Origin of the sequence: Azospirillum griseum, from assembly GCF_003966125.1 — a bacterium.
In the GTDB taxonomy this organism is placed as follows: Bacteria; Pseudomonadota; Alphaproteobacteria; order Azospirillales; family Azospirillaceae; genus Azospirillum; species Azospirillum griseum.
Genome location: NZ_RXMA01000010.1, coordinates 137,523 through 156,557, shown reverse-complemented (window position 1 = coordinate 156,557; position 19,035 = coordinate 137,523). Strand labels below are relative to the sequence as shown.

Genomic DNA, 19,035 nt, shown 5'->3' with positions numbered 1-19,035 from the left:
ACGGATCAAGGGCCTACACCTGTGGGACGGCACAGCCTGAGTGTCTTCTAAGGACCGTCGCACAACCGCTCGGCACTCGTGAGGGGACGCACAATGAATCAAAATGCACAACGGATTCTGAGCAATCCGAAGTTCCAGGAGCTGATCGCCAAGCGATCCGCCTTCGCCTGGACTCTGTCGGTCGCCATGCTGGTGATCTATTACGGCTTCATCCTGCTGGTGGCCTTCGGCAAGGGCTTCCTGGGCACGCCGATCGGTGCCGGTGTGACGACCTGGGGCATTCCCATCGGTTTGTTCACCATCGTTTCGGCCTTCATCCTGACCGGCATCTACGTCAACCGGGCCAACGGCGAGTTTGACGAGCTGAACCGCCAGATCATGGAGGATTTGAAGTGATGCGCGCAGCCACCACCCGCATCGCCGGGGCGCTCGCCGCCGCTGGCGCACTGGTTCCCGCCGCCGTTCACGCGGCGGCCGTTGAAGGCGCGGTTCAGAAACAGGCGACCAATTGGGAAGCCATCCTGATGTTTCTGGCCTTCGTGCTGTTCACGTTGGGCATCACCTATTGGGCGGCGCGCCGCACCAAGTCGGCCAAGGATTTCTACGCCGCTGGCGGTGGCATCACCGGCTTCCAGAACGGTCTGGCCATCGCTGGTGACTACATGTCGGCGGCCTCCTTCCTGGGCATCGCCGGTCTGGTCTACGCCAACGGCTTCGACGGCCTGATCTTCTCGGTGGGCTGGCTGGTCGGCTGGCCGATCATCCTGTTCCTGGTGGCCGAACGGCTGCGCAACCTCGGCAAATACACCTTCGCCGACGTCGCGTCCTACCGCTTCCAGCAGACCCCGATCCGCACGCTGTCGGCCTGCGGTTCGCTGGCGACCGTCACCTTCTACCTGATCGCCCAGATGGTGGGTGCCGGCAAGCTGATCCAGCTGCTGTTCGGCATGGATTACATTTGGGCGGTCGTGATCGTCGGCGTGCTGATGATCGGCTACGTCACCTTCGGCGGCATGCTGGCGACCACCTGGGTGCAGATCATCAAGGCGGTGATGCTGCTGTCGGGTGCCTCCTTCATGGCCTTCATGATCCTGGCCAAGTTCGGCTTCAGCCCCGAAGCGATGTTCCAGGCCGCCGTCTCGGTCCATCCGAAGGGCGTGGCGATCATGTCGCCGGGCGCGCTCATCACCGATCCGGTCTCCGCCATCTCGCTGGGCATGGCCTTGATGTTCGGGACCGCCGGTCTGCCGCACATCCTGATGCGCTTCTTCACCGTCGCCGACGCCAAGGAAGCCCGCAAGTCCGTGTTCTACGCCACCGGCTTCATCGGATACTTCTACATCCTGACCTTCATCATCGGCTTCGGCGCCATCCTGATGATCCTGGCCCCCGACGCCAACGGTGCCTATCCCTTCCTGACGGCGGCCCCGGCGGCCGGTGCCAAGGCGGCGATCACCAGCATCATCGGCGGCACCAACATGGCGGCCATCCACACCGCCCACGCGGTGGGTGGGGATCTGTTCTACGGCTTCATCTCGGCCGTCGCCTTCGCCACCATCCTGGCGGTGGTCGCCGGTCTGACGCTGGCCGGCGCGTCGGCGGTCAGCCATGACCTCTACGCCTCGGTCTTCGCCAAGGGCCGCGCCAACGAGGCCGACGAAATCCGCGTGTCGAAGATCACCACGGTCATCATCGGCATCGTCTCGATCTTCCTCGGCATCGCCTTTGAAAACCAGAATGTGGCCTTCATGGTCGGCCTGGCCTTCGTCATCGCGGCGTCGGCGAACTTCCCGATCCTGCTGATGTCGATGTTCTGGGGCAAGATGACCACCCGTGGGGCCGTCATCGGCGGGACCATCGGTCTGGTCTCCTCGGTCACGATGCTGGTCCTGGGGCCGACCGTGTGGAAGGCCGTGCTGGGCAACCCGGCGGCGATCTTCCCCTACGACAACCCCGGCCTGTTCTCCATCACCCTGTCCTTTGTCGCGATCTGGTTCTTCTCGATCACCGACAACAGCGAGCAGGCGCAGAAGGAACGCCGCGATTTCGAAGCCCAGTATGTCCGGTCGCAAACCGGTCTGGGTGCCGAAGGAGCCTCGGCGCACTGATGACCACGGGCGGAGGCGGTGCGGCGTTTCACATGAAACCGCCCCGCCTCCCCCGCACGCCAATTGTCGCACCCGGCTTTCCGTGCCCTGCGGGACGGGTGTACCCTCCAAGCGCCTCTGGACATCGTGCCAGGGGCGTCTTTTTTTGTGTCCGCTGTCCAACGGAGGGGGGATTCCCGTGACTGACCGTTCCCGCGATTCCAGCACGCCCGCTCCCATCGCCTTCGACAGCGACCGCCCGCCCTTCGACCTGCTGACCCCGGACCAGCGCGCCGCGCTGGCCGACGCGCTCGACATCGGGATGTACGCCAAGGACAGCGTCGTTCTGGGGCGCGACGACCCCGCCGACGCGCTGTTCATCGTGCTGCGCGGGTCGGTGCAGGAACGCCATGGTGGGGAGGTTGCCGCGCTGCACGGGCCGGGCGACAGCTTCGATCTGGCCGCCCTGTATGGCGGCGGGCTGATCCGCAGCTTCGTCGCGGCGGAGGACAGCGTCTGTCACCTGTTTCCCCGCCCGGCGCTGGAAGGGTTGGCGCGCGACAACCCGGCCTTTGGCGCGGCGGTGCTCGGCGATTTTGCCCAGCGCATGCGCGCTCTGGCGGCCGAGCGCACCAACCGCGAGATGACGGCGCTGACCATGGCGCGCATCCGCCAGGCCTATCTGCACCCGCCGCTGTTCGTCGCGGGCAGCGCCAGCCTGCGCGACGCCGCCGAAACCATGAAGCGCAACAAGGCCAGCAGCGTTCTGGTGCGCGACAGCGGGGCGAACGGCGACGGGCCGGGGGAGGAACGCATCGGCATCCTGACCGGAACCGATCTGCGCGACCGAGTCGTGCTGGAAGGCCGCCCGGTCGATGAGCCGGTCGGCCCGCTCGCCCGCTATGGCCTGCTGACCATCGACCGCGACGATCTGCTGTTCAACGCGCTGGTGCTGATGACCAAGCACGCGGTGCGCCGCGTCGTCGTCACCGAAAACGGCGCGGTGGTCGGGCTGCTGGGGCAAAGCGACCTTCTCGCCGCGCTGTCCAACCATTCCCAGGTCATCGGCGTCCAGGTGGAACAGGCGACCTCGCCGGAGGATCTGCGGCAGGCCAGCCTGTCCATCGTCGCCCTGATCCGCACCCTGCACGCCACCGGCGTCAAGGTGGCCTTCATCGCCGACCTTGTCACCGAACTGAACCGCCGCATCTTCCGCAAGCTGTTCGAACTGCTGGCCCCGCCCGATCTGCTCGACAATTCCTGCCTGATCGTCATGGGCAGCGAGGGGCGCGGCGAGCAATTGCTGAAGACCGACCAGGACAATGGCTTGATCCTGCGCGACGGCTATGTCTGCCCCGATCTGCCGGAGATCGTCGCCGCCTTCGCGCGTCATCTCGTGTCCTTCGGCTACCCGCCCTGCCCCGGCAACATCATGGTGTCCAACCCCGACTGGACCCGCCCGCTGGCCGGGTACAAGGACGCCATTTTCCATTGGATCCACCATCCCGACGAAGCGGCGGCGATGAATCTGGCCATCTTCTACGACGCCGCCGCCGTCGCCGGGGACACCAGCCTGCTGGACGAGGCCAAGGGCTATCTGTTGAGCCGCCTGCAGGACAACCAGATGTTCTTCAGCCAGTTCGCCCGCCCGACCCTGGCCTTCGACACGCCGTCGGGCCTGTTCGCCGCGCTGTTCGAACGGCGGCGGGCCGAGCCGGTGGACATCAAGAAGGCGGGCGTCTTCCCCATCGTCCACGGCGTGCGGGCGTTGGCGCTGGAAAAACACATGACCGAAACCAACACGGTCGCCCGCATCTGGGCCTTGGCCGAAATGGGCGCGCTGGACCGCAAGCTGGCCGGGGAGTTGACGGAGGCCTTCGCCATCCTGTCCACCATCCGCCTGAAGGCCCGCGTCGAGTCCGGCGGCGAGGGGACCGGCGACCCGGCGGCGGAACTGGCCATCGACAACATGGTCCACCCCGACCGGCTGGGGAAGCTGGACCGCGACCAGTTCAAGGATTGTCTGGCGCTGGTCAAAAGCTTCAAGGAAACCATCGCCTATCACTTCCGCCTCAACCATTGAGACCGCAAGAGCCGAGACGCTGGCGATGCCCACCCCCACCACCCCGGCGCACGCTCCACCACACGGTGAGCGCGTCGCCATCCATTGCGACGCCACGTCCTTCGACGCCGCCCGCGCCGAACCGCTGCGGATCGCCGCCGTCCGCTTGCGGGGCAACCGCATCCTGACCGGCAGCGCCCTGATCCTGCGGGCGGGGGAGGATGGGTTTCCGGCGGACGCGGGCGCGCGTCTGGCCGCCTTCCTCGGCGACCGCCCGCTGATCGGCTATTTCCTGGATTTCTCGGCGACGCTGGTGGAGCGGCTGATCGGCGCGCCCCTGTCCAACGAACGGATCGAGGTGTCCGGCCTCTATTACGACCGCAAGATCAAGACCGCGCTGAAACACGCGGTCGATCTGCGGCTGGACCGGATGATCGCGGATTTGGACCTGCCGGTGCGCGCCGACGACGCCCGGGGAACCGCGCTGGCCGCCGCGATGGCGTGGTTGCGCCTGACCGGGCGGGGGTGACGCGCAAGGCGGGACGGATCAACCGCCGCGCTTGCCCCAGATCAATCGCTTGACGCCCGAGCGCGCCCGCACCGGAACAGGAGTTGCCACGAATTCCACGGATTTTTTCACGGATTTCGCGGAATGGGTGGCAGGTCCATCGAAGGACTGGCCTCATGACAAGTCATCGGACGGGATCGGCGAGACACTGGGATTCAAAAACCCGTGAAATCCGTGTTCTTGTCCGTGAAATCCGTGTTCAGTCTTGTTTCGGTGACGATGATCACGCGTTCAAGCGATGGACCTAACGCTTGCCCCACACTTCCTTACTCGCCGCCCATCATTCACCATCATCGCCCCCGGCCAGCGGCGGCGGTTCCCCGGCGATCCGGCGGCGACGATCGGCGCGGCGCATGATCTGCTTGCCGTGCTTGTGGATCGAGGGGCCTTCCAGCGGCCCGCCGGGGCGCACCGGCCTTTCGGCGAAGCGGCCCAGCGAGATCATGCGGTCGTACATCACCAGCGCCCCGGCAACGCCGACGTTGATGCAGAAGGCCATCGGGATCTTCACCACGAAGTCGCAGCGGTCGATCAAGGGCTGCGACAGGCTGGCCCGCTCCGGTCCCAGCACATAGGCCGCACGGCTGGGGTGGCGGAAGCTGGGCAGTTCGATGGCGTCGTCGGTCAGTTCCACCCCCACCAGGGCGCAATCGCGCGGCAGCGTCAGGTCGGCCACCCGGTCGTGCACGTAAAAGGGCAGATGCATCGTCGCGCCGGACGTGTCGACCAGCTTGGTTTCCCGCAATTCCGGTTCGGGATCGATGGCGAAGAAGAAGGACGCGCCGAAGGCGTGGGCGGTGCGCATCAGGTTGCCGACGTTGCCGGGTTTGCTGATGCGCTCGACGCCGATGGCGAAATAGCCGCGCATGGTCAGGATCGTGCCGTGGTCTGAAGGAAAAACGGGGCGGAGCTTGCCTCGCCCGCCCCGCCCGCGCAAGACCAAGCGTGCCCGCGCCGTGCGCGCCCTATTTCCGCACGGCCTCCAGCGCCGCGCGCAGCTTGGCCAGCACCGCCGGGTCGGTGTCCTTGTGGCAGGCCAGCGACATCACCGTGGTGTTGAAGGTCAGCACCGGCTTGATCTGGTCGGCCACGCCCTGAAGCTTGGCCAGATAGGGGCCGAGTTCTGACCCCGACGCCCAATAATCGATGCGCCCGGCCGCCAGCTTGGGCAGGTTCAGTTCGTCGCGCGGGGCGGCGTCCAGCTTGTACCCGCCCTTTTCGAGATAGACGGCCACCGCGTCGCCACCATAGCCGCCAATCGTCTTGCCGCGCGCGTCCTCCAGGCTTTTCAGCGGGGTGGCGTTGTCGGCCTTGGCGAACAGAACCCAGTCGTTGCGCACCAGCGGCCCGACCCATTCGAACAGACCCTTGCGCTCGGGCGTTTCGGTGGTGCTGTAGACGCAGGAGTCCTTCTGGCTTTGCGCGGTCTGATAGGCGCGGTTCCAGGGCAGCACCTCGATCTTGTAAGCCACCCCCGCCTTGTCGAACATGGCGCGGACCAGATCGGTGGCGATGCCCGCCACCTTGCCGTCCTGGGTCATGTTGAAGGGCGGGTATTCCTCGGTCGTCAGCAGGATGTCGGCCCGCGCGGCAACGGGGGCGAGGGCGACACATCCAGCAAGCAAGCAGACGCGAATCATCATCGGCACTCCCCTGGCGGCGGTGGTTGCGTCACGGCGGCGCGCCAACCGGGGTTGGACGCGGAAAAGACGCAAATTTCGCAAAAGTCCGGAAAGTGTGGGGGCGGGGGAACCGAATTGTCCATGCGGGCTGTCCCTGATTTGCGCGCGCCCCCCTTGCCTCCCGCCACGCCGGACGGCACTCTGGACGTTATGACGCACACGCACACCCACACCACCCACGCCGCCCACGGCCACGTTGACCACGGCGGCCCGATCGACAGCCCGATCCTGGTCGAGGTGACGCGCGGCGGCATGGTGGAATCGGTCCATCGCGGGCGGGCCTGTCTGGTGGACGCCGCCGGGCATCGTCTGGCCCAGTGGGGCGATGTCACCGCCCCCGTCTACCCGCGTTCGGCCATCGCAGCGCTCCAGGCCCTGCCCCTGGTGGACAGCGGCGCGCTCGACGCGTTCGAGTTGGGGGATTCCGAGCTGGCTCTGGCCTGCGCCAGCCACAGCGGCGAAATCCGCCACACCCGCCTGCTGGAAAGCTGGGTCAAGCGGCTGGGCCTGAGCGCCGACGATCTGGATTGCGGGCCACAGGTGCCGACCGATCCCGACACCGCCGCCGACCTGATCCGCGACGGCCAGGCCCCCACCGTGTTCCACAACACCGGGGCGGGCAAGCACGCTGGCCTTCTGACCACCATCCGCCACCGCAACGAACCGGTGAAGGGCTACACCCGCTTCGACCACCCGGCGCAGCAACGCCTGCTGGGCGTGCTGGAGCAGATGAGCGGGCAGGATCTGTCGCAAGCGCCCTGGGGCGTGGACCATTGCGGCCTTCCCACCATCGGCATCCCGCTGGAGGCCGTCGCCTACGCCATGGCCCGGCTCGCCGACCCGGTCGATCTGCCCGACGCGCGCGCCAGCGCCGCCAACCGCATCGTCAAGGCGTGGAAGGCCCACCCCCACCTGATCGGCGGCAAGGACAGCTTCGACACCCGGATGATGCAGGCGTCGGGCGGGCGGGTGCTGGTCAAGAGCGGGGCGGAGGGCATCGCCTGCGCCGTGCTGCCCAAGGAGGGCGTCGCCATCGCCCTGAAGATCGAGGATGGCTCCGCCCGCGCCCGCGACGTCGCCATGGCCGCGCTGATCCGCGCCACCGATGCGCTCAACGAGGAGCAATGGAGCCGGGCCGCCGATCTGCTGATCGTGCCGCAGCTCAACCGGGCCGGGCGCGAGGTGGGCGTGATCCAGGCGGCGGAAGGCTGGCCGGTTCTGGAGGCGTGAGTCGCCTCACCCCCGGCCACGACGCCGTGCCGCCGCCACACGCAACACCAGCGCCAACAGCAGCAGCGCCGTCGGCAGGGCATAAGCCACGTCCACCAACACCACCCGCTTGCCGAACGCCACCAGGAAGGTGATCCACACAGCGTGCAGGCCAACACGGTGCAGCCACCCCCAGCCCCGCCCGCCCAGCGCGGCGGCGGTCGCCGGAAAAGAGGTCGCCGCCATCAGCAGGATGAGGGCGTACACCACCCCGCCCGACAGCAGCGTGCCGACGTTGGTCAGAGTCCAGAACAGCGCCGGGTCGCGCTGGGCCAGCGCCAGCAACAGCGCGGCGTGCAGGCCGTGCGACAGGGCGAAGGACAGACCCAGGAAGCGCCGGTTCGCCCGCAGACCGCTCGTGATCCGGTTGGACCACAGGGTCGCCAGCGGTCCCGCGCAATAGGCCAGCAGGAACAGCAGCAGGGAACTGCGCGCCGTCAGCCGGACCCCCGCCCGCAACCCGTCGGTCGTCTCCGCCGCCGTCCCGACCAGGGCGGCGATGGCCACCACCAGCAGCGCGGCGGTTCCACCAACCAGACACCAGCCCGCCCGCCCGCCCGCAAGGGGGGCCGATGAGGCGCGCGCGTTCGGGGATGCGTTCATGAGTCTCGCACCTTTTGCTCTGTGAACGGGATGGACAGGGGGTTACGCGAGCAGACGGCGAACCACCGCCGCGTGGTCGCGGCACCGGCTGACCGCGACGGCCAGCACCAGCACCAAGGTGATTTCCAGGGTCAGCGCGGCAGCGGGCCACAGCGTCCCGGGTCCCACGTTTTCCACGGCGGCGTCGGTCAGACGCGGAACCGTCAGGGCGGTGTCGGCCGCCACCGACAGCATCAGGGCGGCCAGCGCCACCAGCGACAACCGCAACCCGGCGAACAGCCGCGCCCAGTCGCGCGCGCCGGGTTGCCAACGGCGGCGGGCGTCGCGGGCCAGCCAGCCGCCCCACAGCCCCAGCAGCAGCGCGGCGATGAAGGCCAGCCGGTCGAGCGCCAACGCCGCCAGCGCCAGCGGATCGCTGTCCATCTCCACCGGGTCGAGGTGCCAGCGGCGCAGCCCCATCGCGGCGAAGGCCACCAGCGCCACCAACGCCGCCAGCCGCCACAGCCGGTCGGCCTGCTGCTGCAGCGCCAAGGCCGCGAATTGCGCGGCGATGCGCCGGGGCGCGCCAAAGCGGGCGATCACCCGCGCCGCCGCGCCGCCCGCATCCGTGGCGTCTGGGTCCGCACCATCGGCTTCCGCCGCCAGCGCGCATTCCAAATGATCGCCGACCTCCTCCACCACGCGGGCGGCCAGGGGCGGATCGAAGCGCAGCGCGTCGGCCAGCGCGTCGAGATAGGCGTCCACCGCCTCCACCGCCGATTCGGTCGCGGTTTCGGACACCGACTCGGTCATGGCGCGCCCGCCGCCGGGGGCGGTTGATCCGCCACACCGCCACCGTTTCCGCCACCGTCTCCGGCGTCGGCCATCACCCGTTCGACCGCCTCGGCAAAGGCGCGCCAGACGTCGCGGTGACGGTCCAGCGCCGCCCGGCCCTGCGGCGTCAGGGTGTAGACCCGCCGCCGCCGCCCGCTGGGCGCGGTCGTCCAATCGCTGTTGACCGCCCCGGCCTTTTCCAGCCGGTGCAGCGCCGGGTAGACGGTTCCCTCGGGCAGGTTGAAAACGCCGCCGCTGCGCCGTCTGATGGCCTCGATGACCGCGTAGCCGTGCGCCGCCTCCCCCGCAAGGGCGGCGAGCACGATGGCGTCGAGGTGTCCTTTGAGCAGATCGCCTTCCATACCAAGCATCACTAAGCCTAGTTTCACTAGGTGTCAAGCGCCCTTCACCTCCACCAACTCCGCAAGCGCGATCAACAGCACCCCGGTTAGGGTTTGGGCACAGGAGCCAGACGACGATGACCACATCCTCCCCCCATCCACCGTTTCCCGGATTTGCCAGCGCCCCACACCCCGACCGTCCGGCAAAGGCCGACACGCTGTTGGAGTACGGGCGGCGGATGGATCGGGTGGTGACGCACATCGCCGCGCATCTCGACGATCCGCTGGATCTGGACGCGTTGGCGGCGGTGGCCTGCTTCTCGCCCTACCATTTCCACCGCATCTACCGGGCGATGATCGGGGAAACCGTGACCGACACCCTGCGCCGCCAGCGGCTGCACCGCGCCGCCGGGATGCTGGTGACGGGGCGGGAGAGCATCGCCGCCATCGCGCGGCGGGCCGGGTATGGCAGCGTCGCCGCCTTCACCCGCGCCTTTGCCCAGAGCTACGGCCTCACCCCCGCCGCCTACCGGCGTCAGGGCCTGGCCTCGCCCTTCGTCTGGCCCCTGGCCGACCCGTTCCACGCGACCCCACCCCACGCCAACGCGGAGAGCGCCATGCGCAGCGTCACCATCGACACCCTGGCCCCGGCCACCCTGATCGGCTTCGACCATCGCGGTCCTTACATGGAGATCAACACCGCCTTTTCCCGCGCCCACGCCTGGATGGTCGGGCGCAACCTGCTGACCCCGGCCACCCGCTGCATCGGCGTCTATTTCGACGATCCGTCGGCGGTCGCGCCCGCCGATCTGCGCGCCTTCGCCGGATTCGTGGTGGCGGGAACCCCAGCGCTGGAGGATGGCGCGCGCAGCCTGTCGCTGCCGGGCGGCCGCCACGCCACCATGATCCACAAGGGGCCATACGCCGAATTGGGGGCGGCCTATCAATGGCTGTATGGGGAGTGGCTGCCCGCCAGCGGCCACACGCCCGCCGATCAACCCTGTTTCGAAGAGTATCTGAACGACCCGCGCGCCACCCCGCCGGAGGAGTGGTTGACCCGCATCTGCGTGCCGCTCGCCGGGTGAGTCGCCGCCCACGCCGCCCTCCGCCAAACGGGCCATCGCTCAGGTCAGGAAAGCGCGGAGGTAAGGATAGCCTCCTCGGCGCGCAGGGGGCTGCCCAGCGGCGGGGGCGCGGTGCTATGGTCCGCCACCGCACCGTTTTCCCCGCACAAGCCACGGCAGCCCCCTTCATGAGCATCGACGATCTGCGCGCCCAGTACGAGGTCTATCCCTACCCGGCGCGCGCCCCGGCGGACGAGGCCAAGCGCCTGATCACCGGATCGCCCAGCCATCTGGACGAGATCACCCATTGCGTCTTCGGCGGTCGGCTGCCCAGCGACCGGCCGCTGCGGGTGCTGGTGGCGGGCGGGGGAACCGGCGACGGCACCATCATGCTGGCCCAACAACTGGCCGACGCCGAACGGTCGGGCCGCATCCCGCCCGCCCGCATCACCTACGTCGATCTGTCCGACGCCAGCCGCGCCATCGCCCAGGCCCGCGCCGACGCGCGCGGCCTGACCAACATCCGCTTCCAACGCGGCTCGCTGCTGGAGTTGGAAGAGGTGACGGCGCAGGACGGTCCGTTCGACTACATCGATTGCTGCGGCGTGCTGCACCATCTGCCCGACCCGTCGGCGGGGCTGCGCTCGCTCGCCGCCGCTCTGGCCCCGGGCGGCGGGATCGGCCTGATGGTCTACGCCCCCTATGGCCGCACCGGCGTCTACCCGATGCAGGCCGCGCTGCGCACCATGACCGACGGGTTGCCCCCGGCGGAGCGGGTGGCGCTGGCCCGCCGCCTGATCCAAACCCTGCCCGCGTCCAACTGGTTGCTGAACAACCCCTTCGTCAGCGACCACCGGCAGGCCGACGCCAACCTCTATGACCTGCTGCTGCACTCCTGCGACCGTCCTTACACGGTGACGGAGCTGGCGGAACTGGCCGACAGCGCCGGGCTGGCCGTTGGCACCCTGATCGACCCGATCCGTTACGAGCCGTCCACCTGGGCGCGCGACCCCCGCCTGCTGAAACGGCTGGACGGGCTGTCGCGGCTGGAGCGCGCCGCCTGGGCCGAACAAATCTGCGGCAGCATGACCAAGCACATCGCCTATCTGCTGCGCCCCGCCGATCTGGCAGGGGCCGTCGCCCCCTTCGACGGGCCGGAGGTCATCCCGGTGCTGCGCGATCTGGATGGCGCGGCGGTGGCCAAGGGCCTGCCGCCCGGCGGCAGCCTGGAGGTGGAGGTGCTGGGCAGCGTCCTGCCCCTGCCGCTGCCCCGTCTGGCCGGGCCGATCCTGTCCCAGATCGATGGCACGGCGACGTTGGCGGAGATTCACGCCGCCATCGCGCCCAAGACCGGGGCCAGCTGGGATCTGTTCTTCCAACAGGCCAAGGCGCTGTTCGAGGCGCTGAACAGCGTTGGGAAAATGTACGTGCGCCGGTGAGGGGATGAGGCGGACCCCGTCAAGCGCAACACCCACACCAAAAACAAAGGCCGCCGGGTTGCCCCGGCGGCCAGGTTCTGGATGGAAGGAGTTAACCAGCCGTACTCATTGCGCTCAGTGGATGCTTTCGCCGTGCAGGGCGAGGTCGAGGCCGTCGCGCTCCACATCCTCTTCCACACGCAGGCCCATGACCACGTCGATGATCTTCAGCAGGACGAAGGTGGCGATGGCGCACCAGCCGATGGTCCAAGCCACGCCCTGGATCTGGATCCACACCGCCGACGCGTTGCCTTCCAGCAGGCCCAGCGTGGCTTTCGGGTCGGCCTGGAGGACCGCCGCGAAGCCGCCTTCGCTGTTGGACACCGACATCTTGGCGAACACACCGGTCAGCACGGCACCGATCAGACCGCCCACGCCGTGCACGCCGAAGGCGTCCAGGCTGTCGTCGTACCCCAGGGCCTTCTTCAGGCTGGTGGCCGACCAGAAGCAGATGACGCCAGCGATCAGGCCGATGATGACCGCACCGGTCGGATCGACGAAACCGGCGGCGGGCGTGACGGCGACCAGACCGGCAACCGCACCCGAGATGATGCCCAGGACCGAGGGCTTGCCCTTGGCGGCCCATTCAGCCAGCAGCCAACCCAGCGCCGCACCGGCGGAGGCGATGTGCGTGGCGGCCATGGCCATGCCAGCGCGGGGACCGGCGGTCAGCGCCGAACCGGCGTTGAAGCCGAACCAACCCACCCACAGCAGCGAGGCGCCGATCAGCGACAGCACCAGGTTGTGCGGCATGAAGGCTTCCTTCGGATAGCCCTTGCGCTTGCCGATCACCAGCGCGGCGACCAGACCGGCGATGCCCGCGTTGATGTGGACGACCGTGCCGCCGGCGAAGTCCAGAACGCCCAGACCGAACAGGAAGCCCGCCGGGTGCCAGACCCAGTGCGCGATCGGCGCGTAGACGACCAGCGACCACAGGGCGGTGAAGACCAGCAGCGAGGAGAACTTCATGCGGTCGGCGAACGCGCCGGTGATGAGCGCCGGGGTGATGATCGCGAAGGTCATCTGGAACATCATGAAGACCGGCTCGGGGATCGTCGTCGGGACCGGAGACGCGCCGCCTTCACCCAGGATGAACGGGGTGGCGAAGTTCAGGCCCTTCAGGAACAGACGATCCAGACCGCCGATGTAGGGGCCTTGGCCGGTGAAGGCCAGGCTGTAACCGATGACGTACCACAGCACGCTGACCAGGCAGGTGATGGCAAAGCTCTGCATCACCGTGGCCAGCACGTTCATCTTGCGGACCATGCCGCCGTAAAACAGGGCCAGACCGGGGATGGTCATCATCAGGACGAGCGCCGTCGAAACCAGCATCCAAGCGGTGTCGCCACCGTTGATGGTCGGCGTCGCAGCAGCCGCCGGAGCCGCTGCGGCGGCAGCCGCCGCAGCTGCCGCAGCGGCCGCAGCCGCCGCAGGATCTTGCGCCAGGGCGTCGGCGGGCAGACCGGCCAAGCCCAGAGCAACCGCCATCATCGGTGCGGCCAAAAGGAACAGACGGTTCATCGAGGCTCCTCTTTCTTCGATATCACTCCCGCCCGTTGCGGCCCGTCCGGAACCCGAGGTCTGCCGGACGATCCCCGCAAGGGGCACCCCGTCCCGGTCGCCCCGTCCCCGGCAAAGACGGGGCGGCGGACGGGACCAAGGACGCCCCACACTCTTCAAGAAGCGTGCCAGCCAAAAATGGCGGGGAATCGTCGGGGTTGTTATCGACCACCCACCACCGCCACCGCCTGGACACCGAGTCGCACCCTCAATCTGCACGAAAAACAGGCAACCATGCCAAACGGAAATCCGCCGCGCTTTTCGGGCTTTGGGCACCCACTTCCCGAAAAATCCCGCCCCTTCCCCGCCGAGTCTGTACGCGAATGATGCATGTGGTGATTTTTTAAGCACATTGTGCGCCGCACTCTTGCGCATCCAACCGACCGAACCGCGAAAAAAGCACCGACTTCCGCCACCCCTTGGCCCACGGGTGCAGATGTGGCACCGTCAACGCCTTCATCGGGATCGCCGACCGGCAACGGCAACCCCAAGGAAGCGTTGGGGCAAAAAGAAGCATTAGGGAGTGACGGTCATGCTCGACAAACGGGATTTGCGTCTGGCACCGCGCCGTGCCGTGGCCCTGGTTCTGGCCGGGGGGCGCGGCAGCCGCCTGAAACAGCTGACCGACCGCCGCGCCAAGCCCGCCACCTATTTCGGCGGCAAGTTCCGCATCATCGATTTCGCGCTGTCCAACTGCGTGAACTCCGGCTTCCGCCGCATCGGCGTCATCACCCAATACAAGTCGCACAGCCTGTTGCGCCATCTGCAACGCGGCTGGAACTTCTTCCGGGGCGAGATGAACGAGTTCTGCGACCTGCTGCCCGCCCAGCAGCGCATCGACGAGACCTCCTGGTACCAGGGGACCGCCGACGCGGTGTATCAGAATCTCGACATCCTGCGCAGCCACGACCCCGAACACATCCTGATCCTGGCGGGCGACCACATCTACAAGATGGATTACGGCGCGCTGCTGCTCGACCACATCGCGCGCGGGGCCGACGTGACCGTGCCCTGCGTGGAGGTGCCGCGCGAACAGGCCACCGGCTTCGGCGTCATGCATGTGGACGACGAGCGCCGCATCATCGATTTCGTCGAAAAGCCCGCCGACCCGCCCCCCATGCCCGGCAAGCCCGACATGTCGCTGGCCAGCATGGGCATCTATGTCTTCAACGCCCAGTTCCTCTACGACCAGCTGGAGCGCGACGTCAGCACGCCGGGATCCAGCCGCGATTTCGGCAAGGACATCATCCCCCATCTGGTGACGTCCGGCGCGCGGATCATGGCGCACAATTTCGCCGACAGCGCCGTGATCGACGCGCCCGACGATGTGCCCTATTGGCGCGACGTCGGCACCATCGACGCCTATTGGGAAGCCAATCTCGACCTGTGCCACGTCACGCCGCAGTTGAACATGTACAACCGCGACTGGCCGATCTTCACCTATCAGGAGCAGTTGCCCCCGGCCAAATTCGTGTTCGACGACGAGGACCGGCGCGGCATGGCGGTGGATTCGCTGGTGTCGGGCGGCTGCATCATCTCCGGTTCCACCGTGCGCCGGTCGCTGCTGTTCAGCTCCGTCCGCGTCAACTCCTACAGCGAGCTGCACGAGGCGGTGGTGCTGCCCGATTGCGACATCGGCCGCCATTGCCGCCTGACCAAGGTGGTGATCGACCGGGGCGTGACCATCCCCAACGGGCTGGTGGTGGGCGAGGATCCCGAACTCGACGCCAAGCGCTTCTACCGCAGCGAGGGCGGCGTCTGCCTGATCACCCGCGACATGATCGACGCCCTGCCCAAGGACTGACCGGCCAACGCCGTCCCGCCCCCTCCCCCGCCCCGGCGGGGAGAGGGCGCGGGCGGTGCGCCCGCTGTTCCGTTCCATTCCCCTTCCCGACCGAGCCGCCCCGCCGATGCGCGTCCTTTACGCCACCTCCGAATGCTACCCGCTGGTCAAGACCGGGGGGCTGGCCGACGTCTCCGCCGCCCTGCCGCCCGCGCTGAACGCCGCCGGGGCCGACGTCCGCCTGCTGCTGCCGGGCTATCCGGCGGTGCTGAACGGGCTGTCGAACCTGCACGAGGTGGGCGACCTCATCACCGACCTGCCCGGCTGCGACCGCGCCCGCCTGCTGTTGGGGCGCACGGCGGACGGCGTGCTGGCCTACGCGCTTGACGCGCCGTCGCTCTACAACCGGCCGGGAAACCCGTATCTGGGGCCGGACGGGCGGGATTGGCCGGACAACGCCCAGCGTTTCGCCGCGCTGGCCTGGGCCGCCGCCGGCTTTGCCGCCCACACCAGCTACGATCCCTGGTGGCGGCCCGACGTGCTGCACGGGCATGATTGGCAAACCGGCCTCATCCCCGCCTATCTCACCCTGCGCCCCGACCGTTTCGGCGGGCCGTCGCGCCCCGGGACCATCCTGACCATCCACAACATCGCCTATCAGGGCAACGTCGGCCCCTGGATGCTGGGGGAGCTGGGCTTGCCCGCCTCCTGCTTCCGCATGGATGGGGTGGAGTATTACGGCAACATCGGCTTTCTGAAGGCGGGCTGCTATTACGCCGACCGCCTGACCACGGTCAGCCCGACCTACGCCCACGAAATCCAGACGCCGGAGCATGGGACCGGCCTGCAAGGGCTGCTGGCCGGGCGGGCCGCCGATCTGTCGGGCATCCTGAACGGGGTGGATTACGACATCTGGGATCCGGCGCGCGACCCCCACATCGCCGCCCGCTACACCCCCGACGATCTGGGCGGCAAGGACGCCTGCAAGGCCGATCTGCAATCCGCCTTCGGCCTGGACCGCCGCCCGGACGCGCCGCTGGCCGCCGTGGTCAGCCGCCTGACCTGGCACAAGGGGCTTGATCTGGTGCTCGACGCCGCGTCGCACTGGGTGGGCTGGGGCGGTCAACTGGTGGTGTTGGGCAGCGGCGACCCGGCCAGCGAGGCCGGTTTCCGCCAGTTGGCCCAACAGCACCCGCAATCGGTCGGTGTCCGCATCGGCTATGACGAGCCGCTGTCCCACCGCATCCAGGCCGGGTGCGACCTGTTCCTGGTCCCGTCGCGCTCGGAACCCTGCGGCCTGACCCAGATGTACGCCCTGAAATACGGCAGCCTGCCACTGGTCCGCCGCACCGGCGGTCTGGCCGACAGCATCATCGACGCCAACCCCGCCGCCATCGCCGACGGCAGCGCCACCGGCTTCCAATTCGTCGCCCCGACCGCGCAGGAACTGCTGTGGTCCCTGCGCCGCGCCATCGCGCTGTACCGCAAACCCGACCGCTGGCAAGCCATGCAACGCCACGCCATGACCCGCGACCTCGGCTGGCGCGGCCCGGCGGAGGAGTATATGGAGCTGTACCGGGGATTGGTGCCGTAAGGGGCGGGACTGTGGATTTTAAGATCCGCCACGGATTTCACGGATTTTTTCGCGGATTTCACAGAACGCGTCTCAGAACCATCCTGATTGTGACCTTGGCCCAAACCTCATGACGGCATGGATGAGGCAATTGAGATCAGAAATCCGTGTAATCCTTAATTTTATCCGTGGAATCCGTGTCCATTCTTGCTTGCATGACGGTGATCGTTCGTTCAAGCGATTGCCCTGCCCGCCGCACACCAGCGTTGCGCCCCTGCCGCATCGGCCCTATGGTGCGCGGCAAACTCTGAAAGTCCCTGGGCACCGATGACTGACCTTTCGCACATCCGCAATTTCTCGATCATCGCGCACATCGACCACGGCAAATCGACCCTGGCCGACCGGTTGATCCAACAGTGCGGCGGCCTTGACGCGCGCGAGATGCGCGAACAGGTGCTCGACAGCATGGACATCGAGCGCGAGCGCGGGATCACCATCAAGGCCCAGACCGTCCGCCTGCTCTACAAGGCCGAAGACGGCAAGCAATACACCCTGAACCTGATGGACACCCCCGGCCACGTCGACTTCGCCTATGAGGTCAGCCGGTCGCTGTCGGCCTGCGAAGGCTCCATCCTGGTGGTGGACGCCAGCCAGGGGGTGGAGGCGCAGACGCTGGCCAACGTCTATCAGGCCATCGACAACAACCACGAAATCATCCCGGTCCTGAACAAGATTGATCTGCCCGCCGCCGAACCCGACCGGATCAAGCAGCAGATCGAGGATGTGATCGGGCTGGACGCGTCCGACGCGGTGGAGATCTCGGCCAAGACCGGCCTGAACATCGGCGCGGTGCTGGAGGCGGTGGTCAAGCGCCTGCCCTCCCCCCAGGGCAACGCCGACGCGCCGCTGAAGGCGCTGCTGGTCGATTCCTGGTACGACCCCTATCTGGGCGTCGTCATTCTGGTGCGCGTCGTCGATGGCGTGCTGAAGGTCAACCAGAAGGTCCGCTTCATGGCGGCGGGCAGCGCCCACGACGTGGACCGCGTCGGCGTGTTCACGCCCAAGGCCCTGCTGACCGGCGAGCTGCGCCCCGGCGAGATGGGCTTCATCACGGCGGCGATCAAGGACATCACCCAGACCAAGGTCGGCGACACCATCACCGACGAACGCCGCCCGGCCACCGAACCGCTGGCGGGCTTCAAGCCGTCGATCCCGGTGGTGTGGTGCGGTCTGTTCCCGGTGGACGCCGCCGATTTCGAACGGCTGCGCGACAGTTTGGGCAAGCTGAAGCTGAACGACGCCAGTTTCCATTACGAGGCGGAGACGTCGGCGGCGCTGGGCTTCGGCTTCCGCTGCGGCTTCCTGGGCCTGCTGCATCTGGAAATCATCCAGGAGCGGTTGGAACGCGAATTCAACCTGGACCTGATCACCACGGCCCCCTCGGTGGTCTACAAACTGACCATGACCGACGGCACGGTGATGGACCTGCACAACCCGGCCGACATGCCCGACGTGGTCAAGATCGACCACATCGACGAGCCGTGGATCAAGGCCACCATCATGCTGCCCGACGAGTATCTGGGCGGCGTGCTGCAACTCTGCACCGAACGGCGCGGCCAACAGATCGAGCTGACCTACGCCGGGTCGCGCGCCATGCTGGTCTATCGCCTGCCGCTGAACGAGGTGGTGTTCGATTTCTACGACCGCCTGAAATCGATCAGCCGGGGTTACGCCAGCTTCGATTACCAGATGGACGCGTATGAGGAGGGCGACCTCGTCAAGCTGTCGATCCTGGTGAACGCGGAGCCGGTGGACGCGCTGTCGATGATCGTCCACCGCAGCCAGTCCGAACGCCGGGGCCGCATGCTGTGCGAACGGCTGAAGGAGCTGATTCCCCGCCAGCTCTTCAAGATCGCCGTGCAGGCTGCCATCGGCGGCCGCGTGATCGCCCGCGAAACCATCAGCGCCATGCGCAAGGACGTGCTGGCCAAATGCTATGGCGGCGACATCAGCCGCAAGCGCAAGCTGCTGGACAAGCAAAAGGAAGGCAAGAAGCGCATGCGCCAATTCGGCCAGGTCGAAATCCCGCAGAGCGCGTTCATCGCCGCGCTCAAGATGGGGGATGAGTGAGGCCGTCGGCCTTGACCGCCCC

General features: G+C 67.6%; 16 protein-coding genes. 10 read left to right on the top strand and 6 right to left on the bottom strand.

Annotation, left to right across the window (positions count from 1 at the left end):
- The first annotated feature begins 93 nt into the window (after positions 1-93).
- The 4 genes from EJ903_RS12805 (at position 94) to EJ903_RS12790 (ending at position 4,678) form a co-directional block, all read left to right on the top strand.
- Complete coding sequence (locus EJ903_RS12805; RefSeq protein ID WP_126615771.1) at positions 94-396, top strand: DUF485 domain-containing protein; 303 nt, start codon at positions 94-96, stop codon at positions 394-396.
- Positions 396-2,108, top strand: a complete 1,713-nt coding sequence (locus EJ903_RS12800; RefSeq protein WP_126615769.1) for a cation acetate symporter — start codon at positions 396-398, stop codon at positions 2,106-2,108. Before EJ903_RS12805 ends, EJ903_RS12800 begins: the two co-directional genes overlap by 1 nt.
- Positions 2,109-2,286: 178 nt before the next feature.
- Positions 2,287-4,170: a DUF294 nucleotidyltransferase-like domain-containing protein gene (locus tag EJ903_RS12795; RefSeq protein WP_126615766.1), complete on the top strand. Its 1,884-nt coding sequence runs from the start codon at positions 2,287-2,289 to the stop codon at positions 4,168-4,170.
- 25 nt (positions 4,171-4,195) lie between these two features.
- Complete coding sequence (locus EJ903_RS12790; protein WP_126615764.1) at positions 4,196-4,678, top strand: 3'-5' exonuclease family protein; 483 nt, start codon at positions 4,196-4,198, stop codon at positions 4,676-4,678.
- A 319-nt stretch (positions 4,679-4,997) separates the two neighbouring features.
- Here EJ903_RS12790 and EJ903_RS12785 read toward each other — a convergent pair whose 3' ends face one another.
- Together EJ903_RS12785 and EJ903_RS12780 are read right to left on the bottom strand one after the other, a co-directional pair.
- Positions 4,998-5,585, bottom strand: coding sequence for an RNA methyltransferase (locus EJ903_RS12785; RefSeq protein ID WP_126615762.1), 588 nt, complete (start codon positions 5,583-5,585; stop codon positions 4,998-5,000).
- Positions 5,586-5,682: 97 nt separating this feature from the next.
- The gene (locus EJ903_RS12780; RefSeq protein WP_158627932.1) at positions 5,683-6,360 is read right to left on the bottom strand and encodes a substrate-binding periplasmic protein; all 678 of its coding nucleotides are present in this window, start codon (positions 6,358-6,360) and stop codon (positions 5,683-5,685) included.
- A gap of 189 nt (positions 6,361-6,549) precedes the next feature.
- Here EJ903_RS12780 and EJ903_RS12775 point away from each other — a divergent pair, with 189 nt between their 5' ends.
- The gene (locus EJ903_RS12775) at positions 6,550-7,629 is read left to right on the top strand and encodes an asparaginase (RefSeq protein WP_126615758.1); all 1,080 of its coding nucleotides are present in this window, start codon (positions 6,550-6,552) and stop codon (positions 7,627-7,629) included.
- 6 nt (positions 7,630-7,635) lie between these two features.
- Here the strand turns inward: EJ903_RS12775 and EJ903_RS12770 are convergent, their stop codons facing one another.
- Genes EJ903_RS12770 through EJ903_RS12760 form a run of 3 tightly spaced genes read right to left on the bottom strand, consistent with a single transcriptional unit; the run spans position 7,636 to position 9,455 of the window.
- Positions 7,636-8,271 carry a hypothetical protein gene (locus tag EJ903_RS12770; protein WP_126615756.1) on the bottom strand — a complete coding sequence of 212 codons (636 nt, stop codon included), beginning with the start codon at positions 8,269-8,271 and terminating at the stop codon, positions 7,636-7,638.
- A 42-nt stretch (positions 8,272-8,313) separates the two neighbouring features.
- On the bottom strand, positions 8,314-9,063 hold the full coding sequence (locus EJ903_RS12765; protein ID WP_126615754.1) for a hypothetical protein: 750 nt from the start codon (positions 9,061-9,063) through the stop codon (positions 8,314-8,316).
- A complete protein-coding gene (locus EJ903_RS12760; RefSeq protein WP_210211437.1) occupies positions 9,060-9,455 on the bottom strand; it encodes a PadR family transcriptional regulator in 396 nt (131 codons plus the stop codon). Before EJ903_RS12760 ends, EJ903_RS12765 begins: the two co-directional genes overlap by 4 nt.
- 107 nt (positions 9,456-9,562) lie before the next feature.
- On the opposite strand from EJ903_RS12760, the gene EJ903_RS12755 reads away from it, so the two are divergent.
- Together EJ903_RS12755 and EJ903_RS12750 are read left to right on the top strand one after the other, a co-directional pair.
- Complete coding sequence (locus EJ903_RS12755) at positions 9,563-10,510, top strand: AraC family transcriptional regulator (RefSeq protein WP_126615750.1); 948 nt, start codon at positions 9,563-9,565, stop codon at positions 10,508-10,510.
- Between the two features lie 167 nt (positions 10,511-10,677).
- Complete coding sequence (locus EJ903_RS12750; RefSeq protein WP_126615748.1) at positions 10,678-11,928, top strand: class I SAM-dependent methyltransferase; 1,251 nt, start codon at positions 10,678-10,680, stop codon at positions 11,926-11,928.
- 114 nt (positions 11,929-12,042) lie between these two features.
- On the opposite strand, the gene EJ903_RS12745 is transcribed toward EJ903_RS12750, so the two are convergent.
- Positions 12,043-13,488 carry an ammonium transporter gene (locus EJ903_RS12745; RefSeq protein WP_126615746.1) on the bottom strand — a complete coding sequence of 482 codons (1,446 nt, stop codon included), beginning with the start codon at positions 13,486-13,488 and terminating at the stop codon, positions 12,043-12,045.
- A gap of 571 nt (positions 13,489-14,059) precedes the next feature.
- Here EJ903_RS12745 and glgC point away from each other — a divergent pair.
- The 3 genes from glgC (at position 14,060) to lepA (ending at position 19,013) form a co-directional block, all read left to right on the top strand.
- The gene (gene glgC, locus EJ903_RS12740; RefSeq protein WP_126615744.1) at positions 14,060-15,331 is read left to right on the top strand and encodes a glucose-1-phosphate adenylyltransferase; all 1,272 of its coding nucleotides are present in this window, start codon (positions 14,060-14,062) and stop codon (positions 15,329-15,331) included.
- 106 nt (positions 15,332-15,437) lie between these two features.
- Positions 15,438-16,904, top strand: a complete 1,467-nt coding sequence (gene glgA, locus EJ903_RS12735) for a glycogen synthase GlgA (protein ID WP_126615742.1) — start codon at positions 15,438-15,440, stop codon at positions 16,902-16,904.
- A 306-nt stretch (positions 16,905-17,210) separates the two neighbouring features.
- A complete protein-coding gene (gene lepA / locus EJ903_RS12730) occupies positions 17,211-19,013 on the top strand; it encodes a translation elongation factor 4 (protein ID WP_126615740.1) in 1,803 nt (600 codons plus the stop codon).
- Positions 19,014-19,035: the final 22 nt, after the last annotated feature.

Bases quoted from the DNA above. Each gene is read 5' to 3' on its own strand.
- EJ903_RS12805 (WP_126615771.1), top strand. From the start codon at position 94: ATGAATCAAAATGCACAACGGATTCTGAGCAATCCGAAGTTCCAGGAG.
- EJ903_RS12800 (WP_126615769.1), top strand. From the start codon at position 396: ATGCGCGCAGCCACCACCCGCATCGCCGGGGCGCTCGCCGCCGCTGGC.
- EJ903_RS12790 (WP_126615764.1), top strand. From the start codon at position 4,196: ATGCCCACCCCCACCACCCCGGCGCACGCTCCACCACACGGTGAGCGC.
- EJ903_RS12785 (WP_126615762.1), bottom strand. From the start codon at position 5,585: ATGCGCGGCTATTTCGCCATCGGCGTCGAGCGCATCAGCAAACCCGGC.
- EJ903_RS12780 (WP_158627932.1), bottom strand. From the start codon at position 6,360: ATGATGATTCGCGTCTGCTTGCTTGCTGGATGTGTCGCCCTCGCCCCC.
- EJ903_RS12775 (WP_126615758.1), top strand. From the start codon at position 6,550: ATGACGCACACGCACACCCACACCACCCACGCCGCCCACGGCCACGTT.
- EJ903_RS12770 (WP_126615756.1), bottom strand. From the start codon at position 8,271: ATGAACGCATCCCCGAACGCGCGCGCCTCATCGGCCCCCCTTGCGGGC.
- EJ903_RS12765 (WP_126615754.1), bottom strand. From the start codon at position 9,063: ATGACCGAGTCGGTGTCCGAAACCGCGACCGAATCGGCGGTGGAGGCG.
- EJ903_RS12760 (WP_210211437.1), bottom strand. From the start codon at position 9,455: ATGCTTGGTATGGAAGGCGATCTGCTCAAAGGACACCTCGACGCCATC.
- EJ903_RS12755 (WP_126615750.1), top strand. From the start codon at position 9,563: ATGACCACATCCTCCCCCCATCCACCGTTTCCCGGATTTGCCAGCGCC.
- EJ903_RS12750 (WP_126615748.1), top strand. From the start codon at position 10,678: ATGAGCATCGACGATCTGCGCGCCCAGTACGAGGTCTATCCCTACCCG.
- EJ903_RS12745 (WP_126615746.1), bottom strand. From the start codon at position 13,488: ATGAACCGTCTGTTCCTTTTGGCCGCACCGATGATGGCGGTTGCTCTG.
- glgC (WP_126615744.1), top strand. From the start codon at position 14,060: ATGCTCGACAAACGGGATTTGCGTCTGGCACCGCGCCGTGCCGTGGCC.
- glgA (WP_126615742.1), top strand. From the start codon at position 15,438: ATGCGCGTCCTTTACGCCACCTCCGAATGCTACCCGCTGGTCAAGACC.
- lepA (WP_126615740.1), top strand. From the start codon at position 17,211: ATGACTGACCTTTCGCACATCCGCAATTTCTCGATCATCGCGCACATC.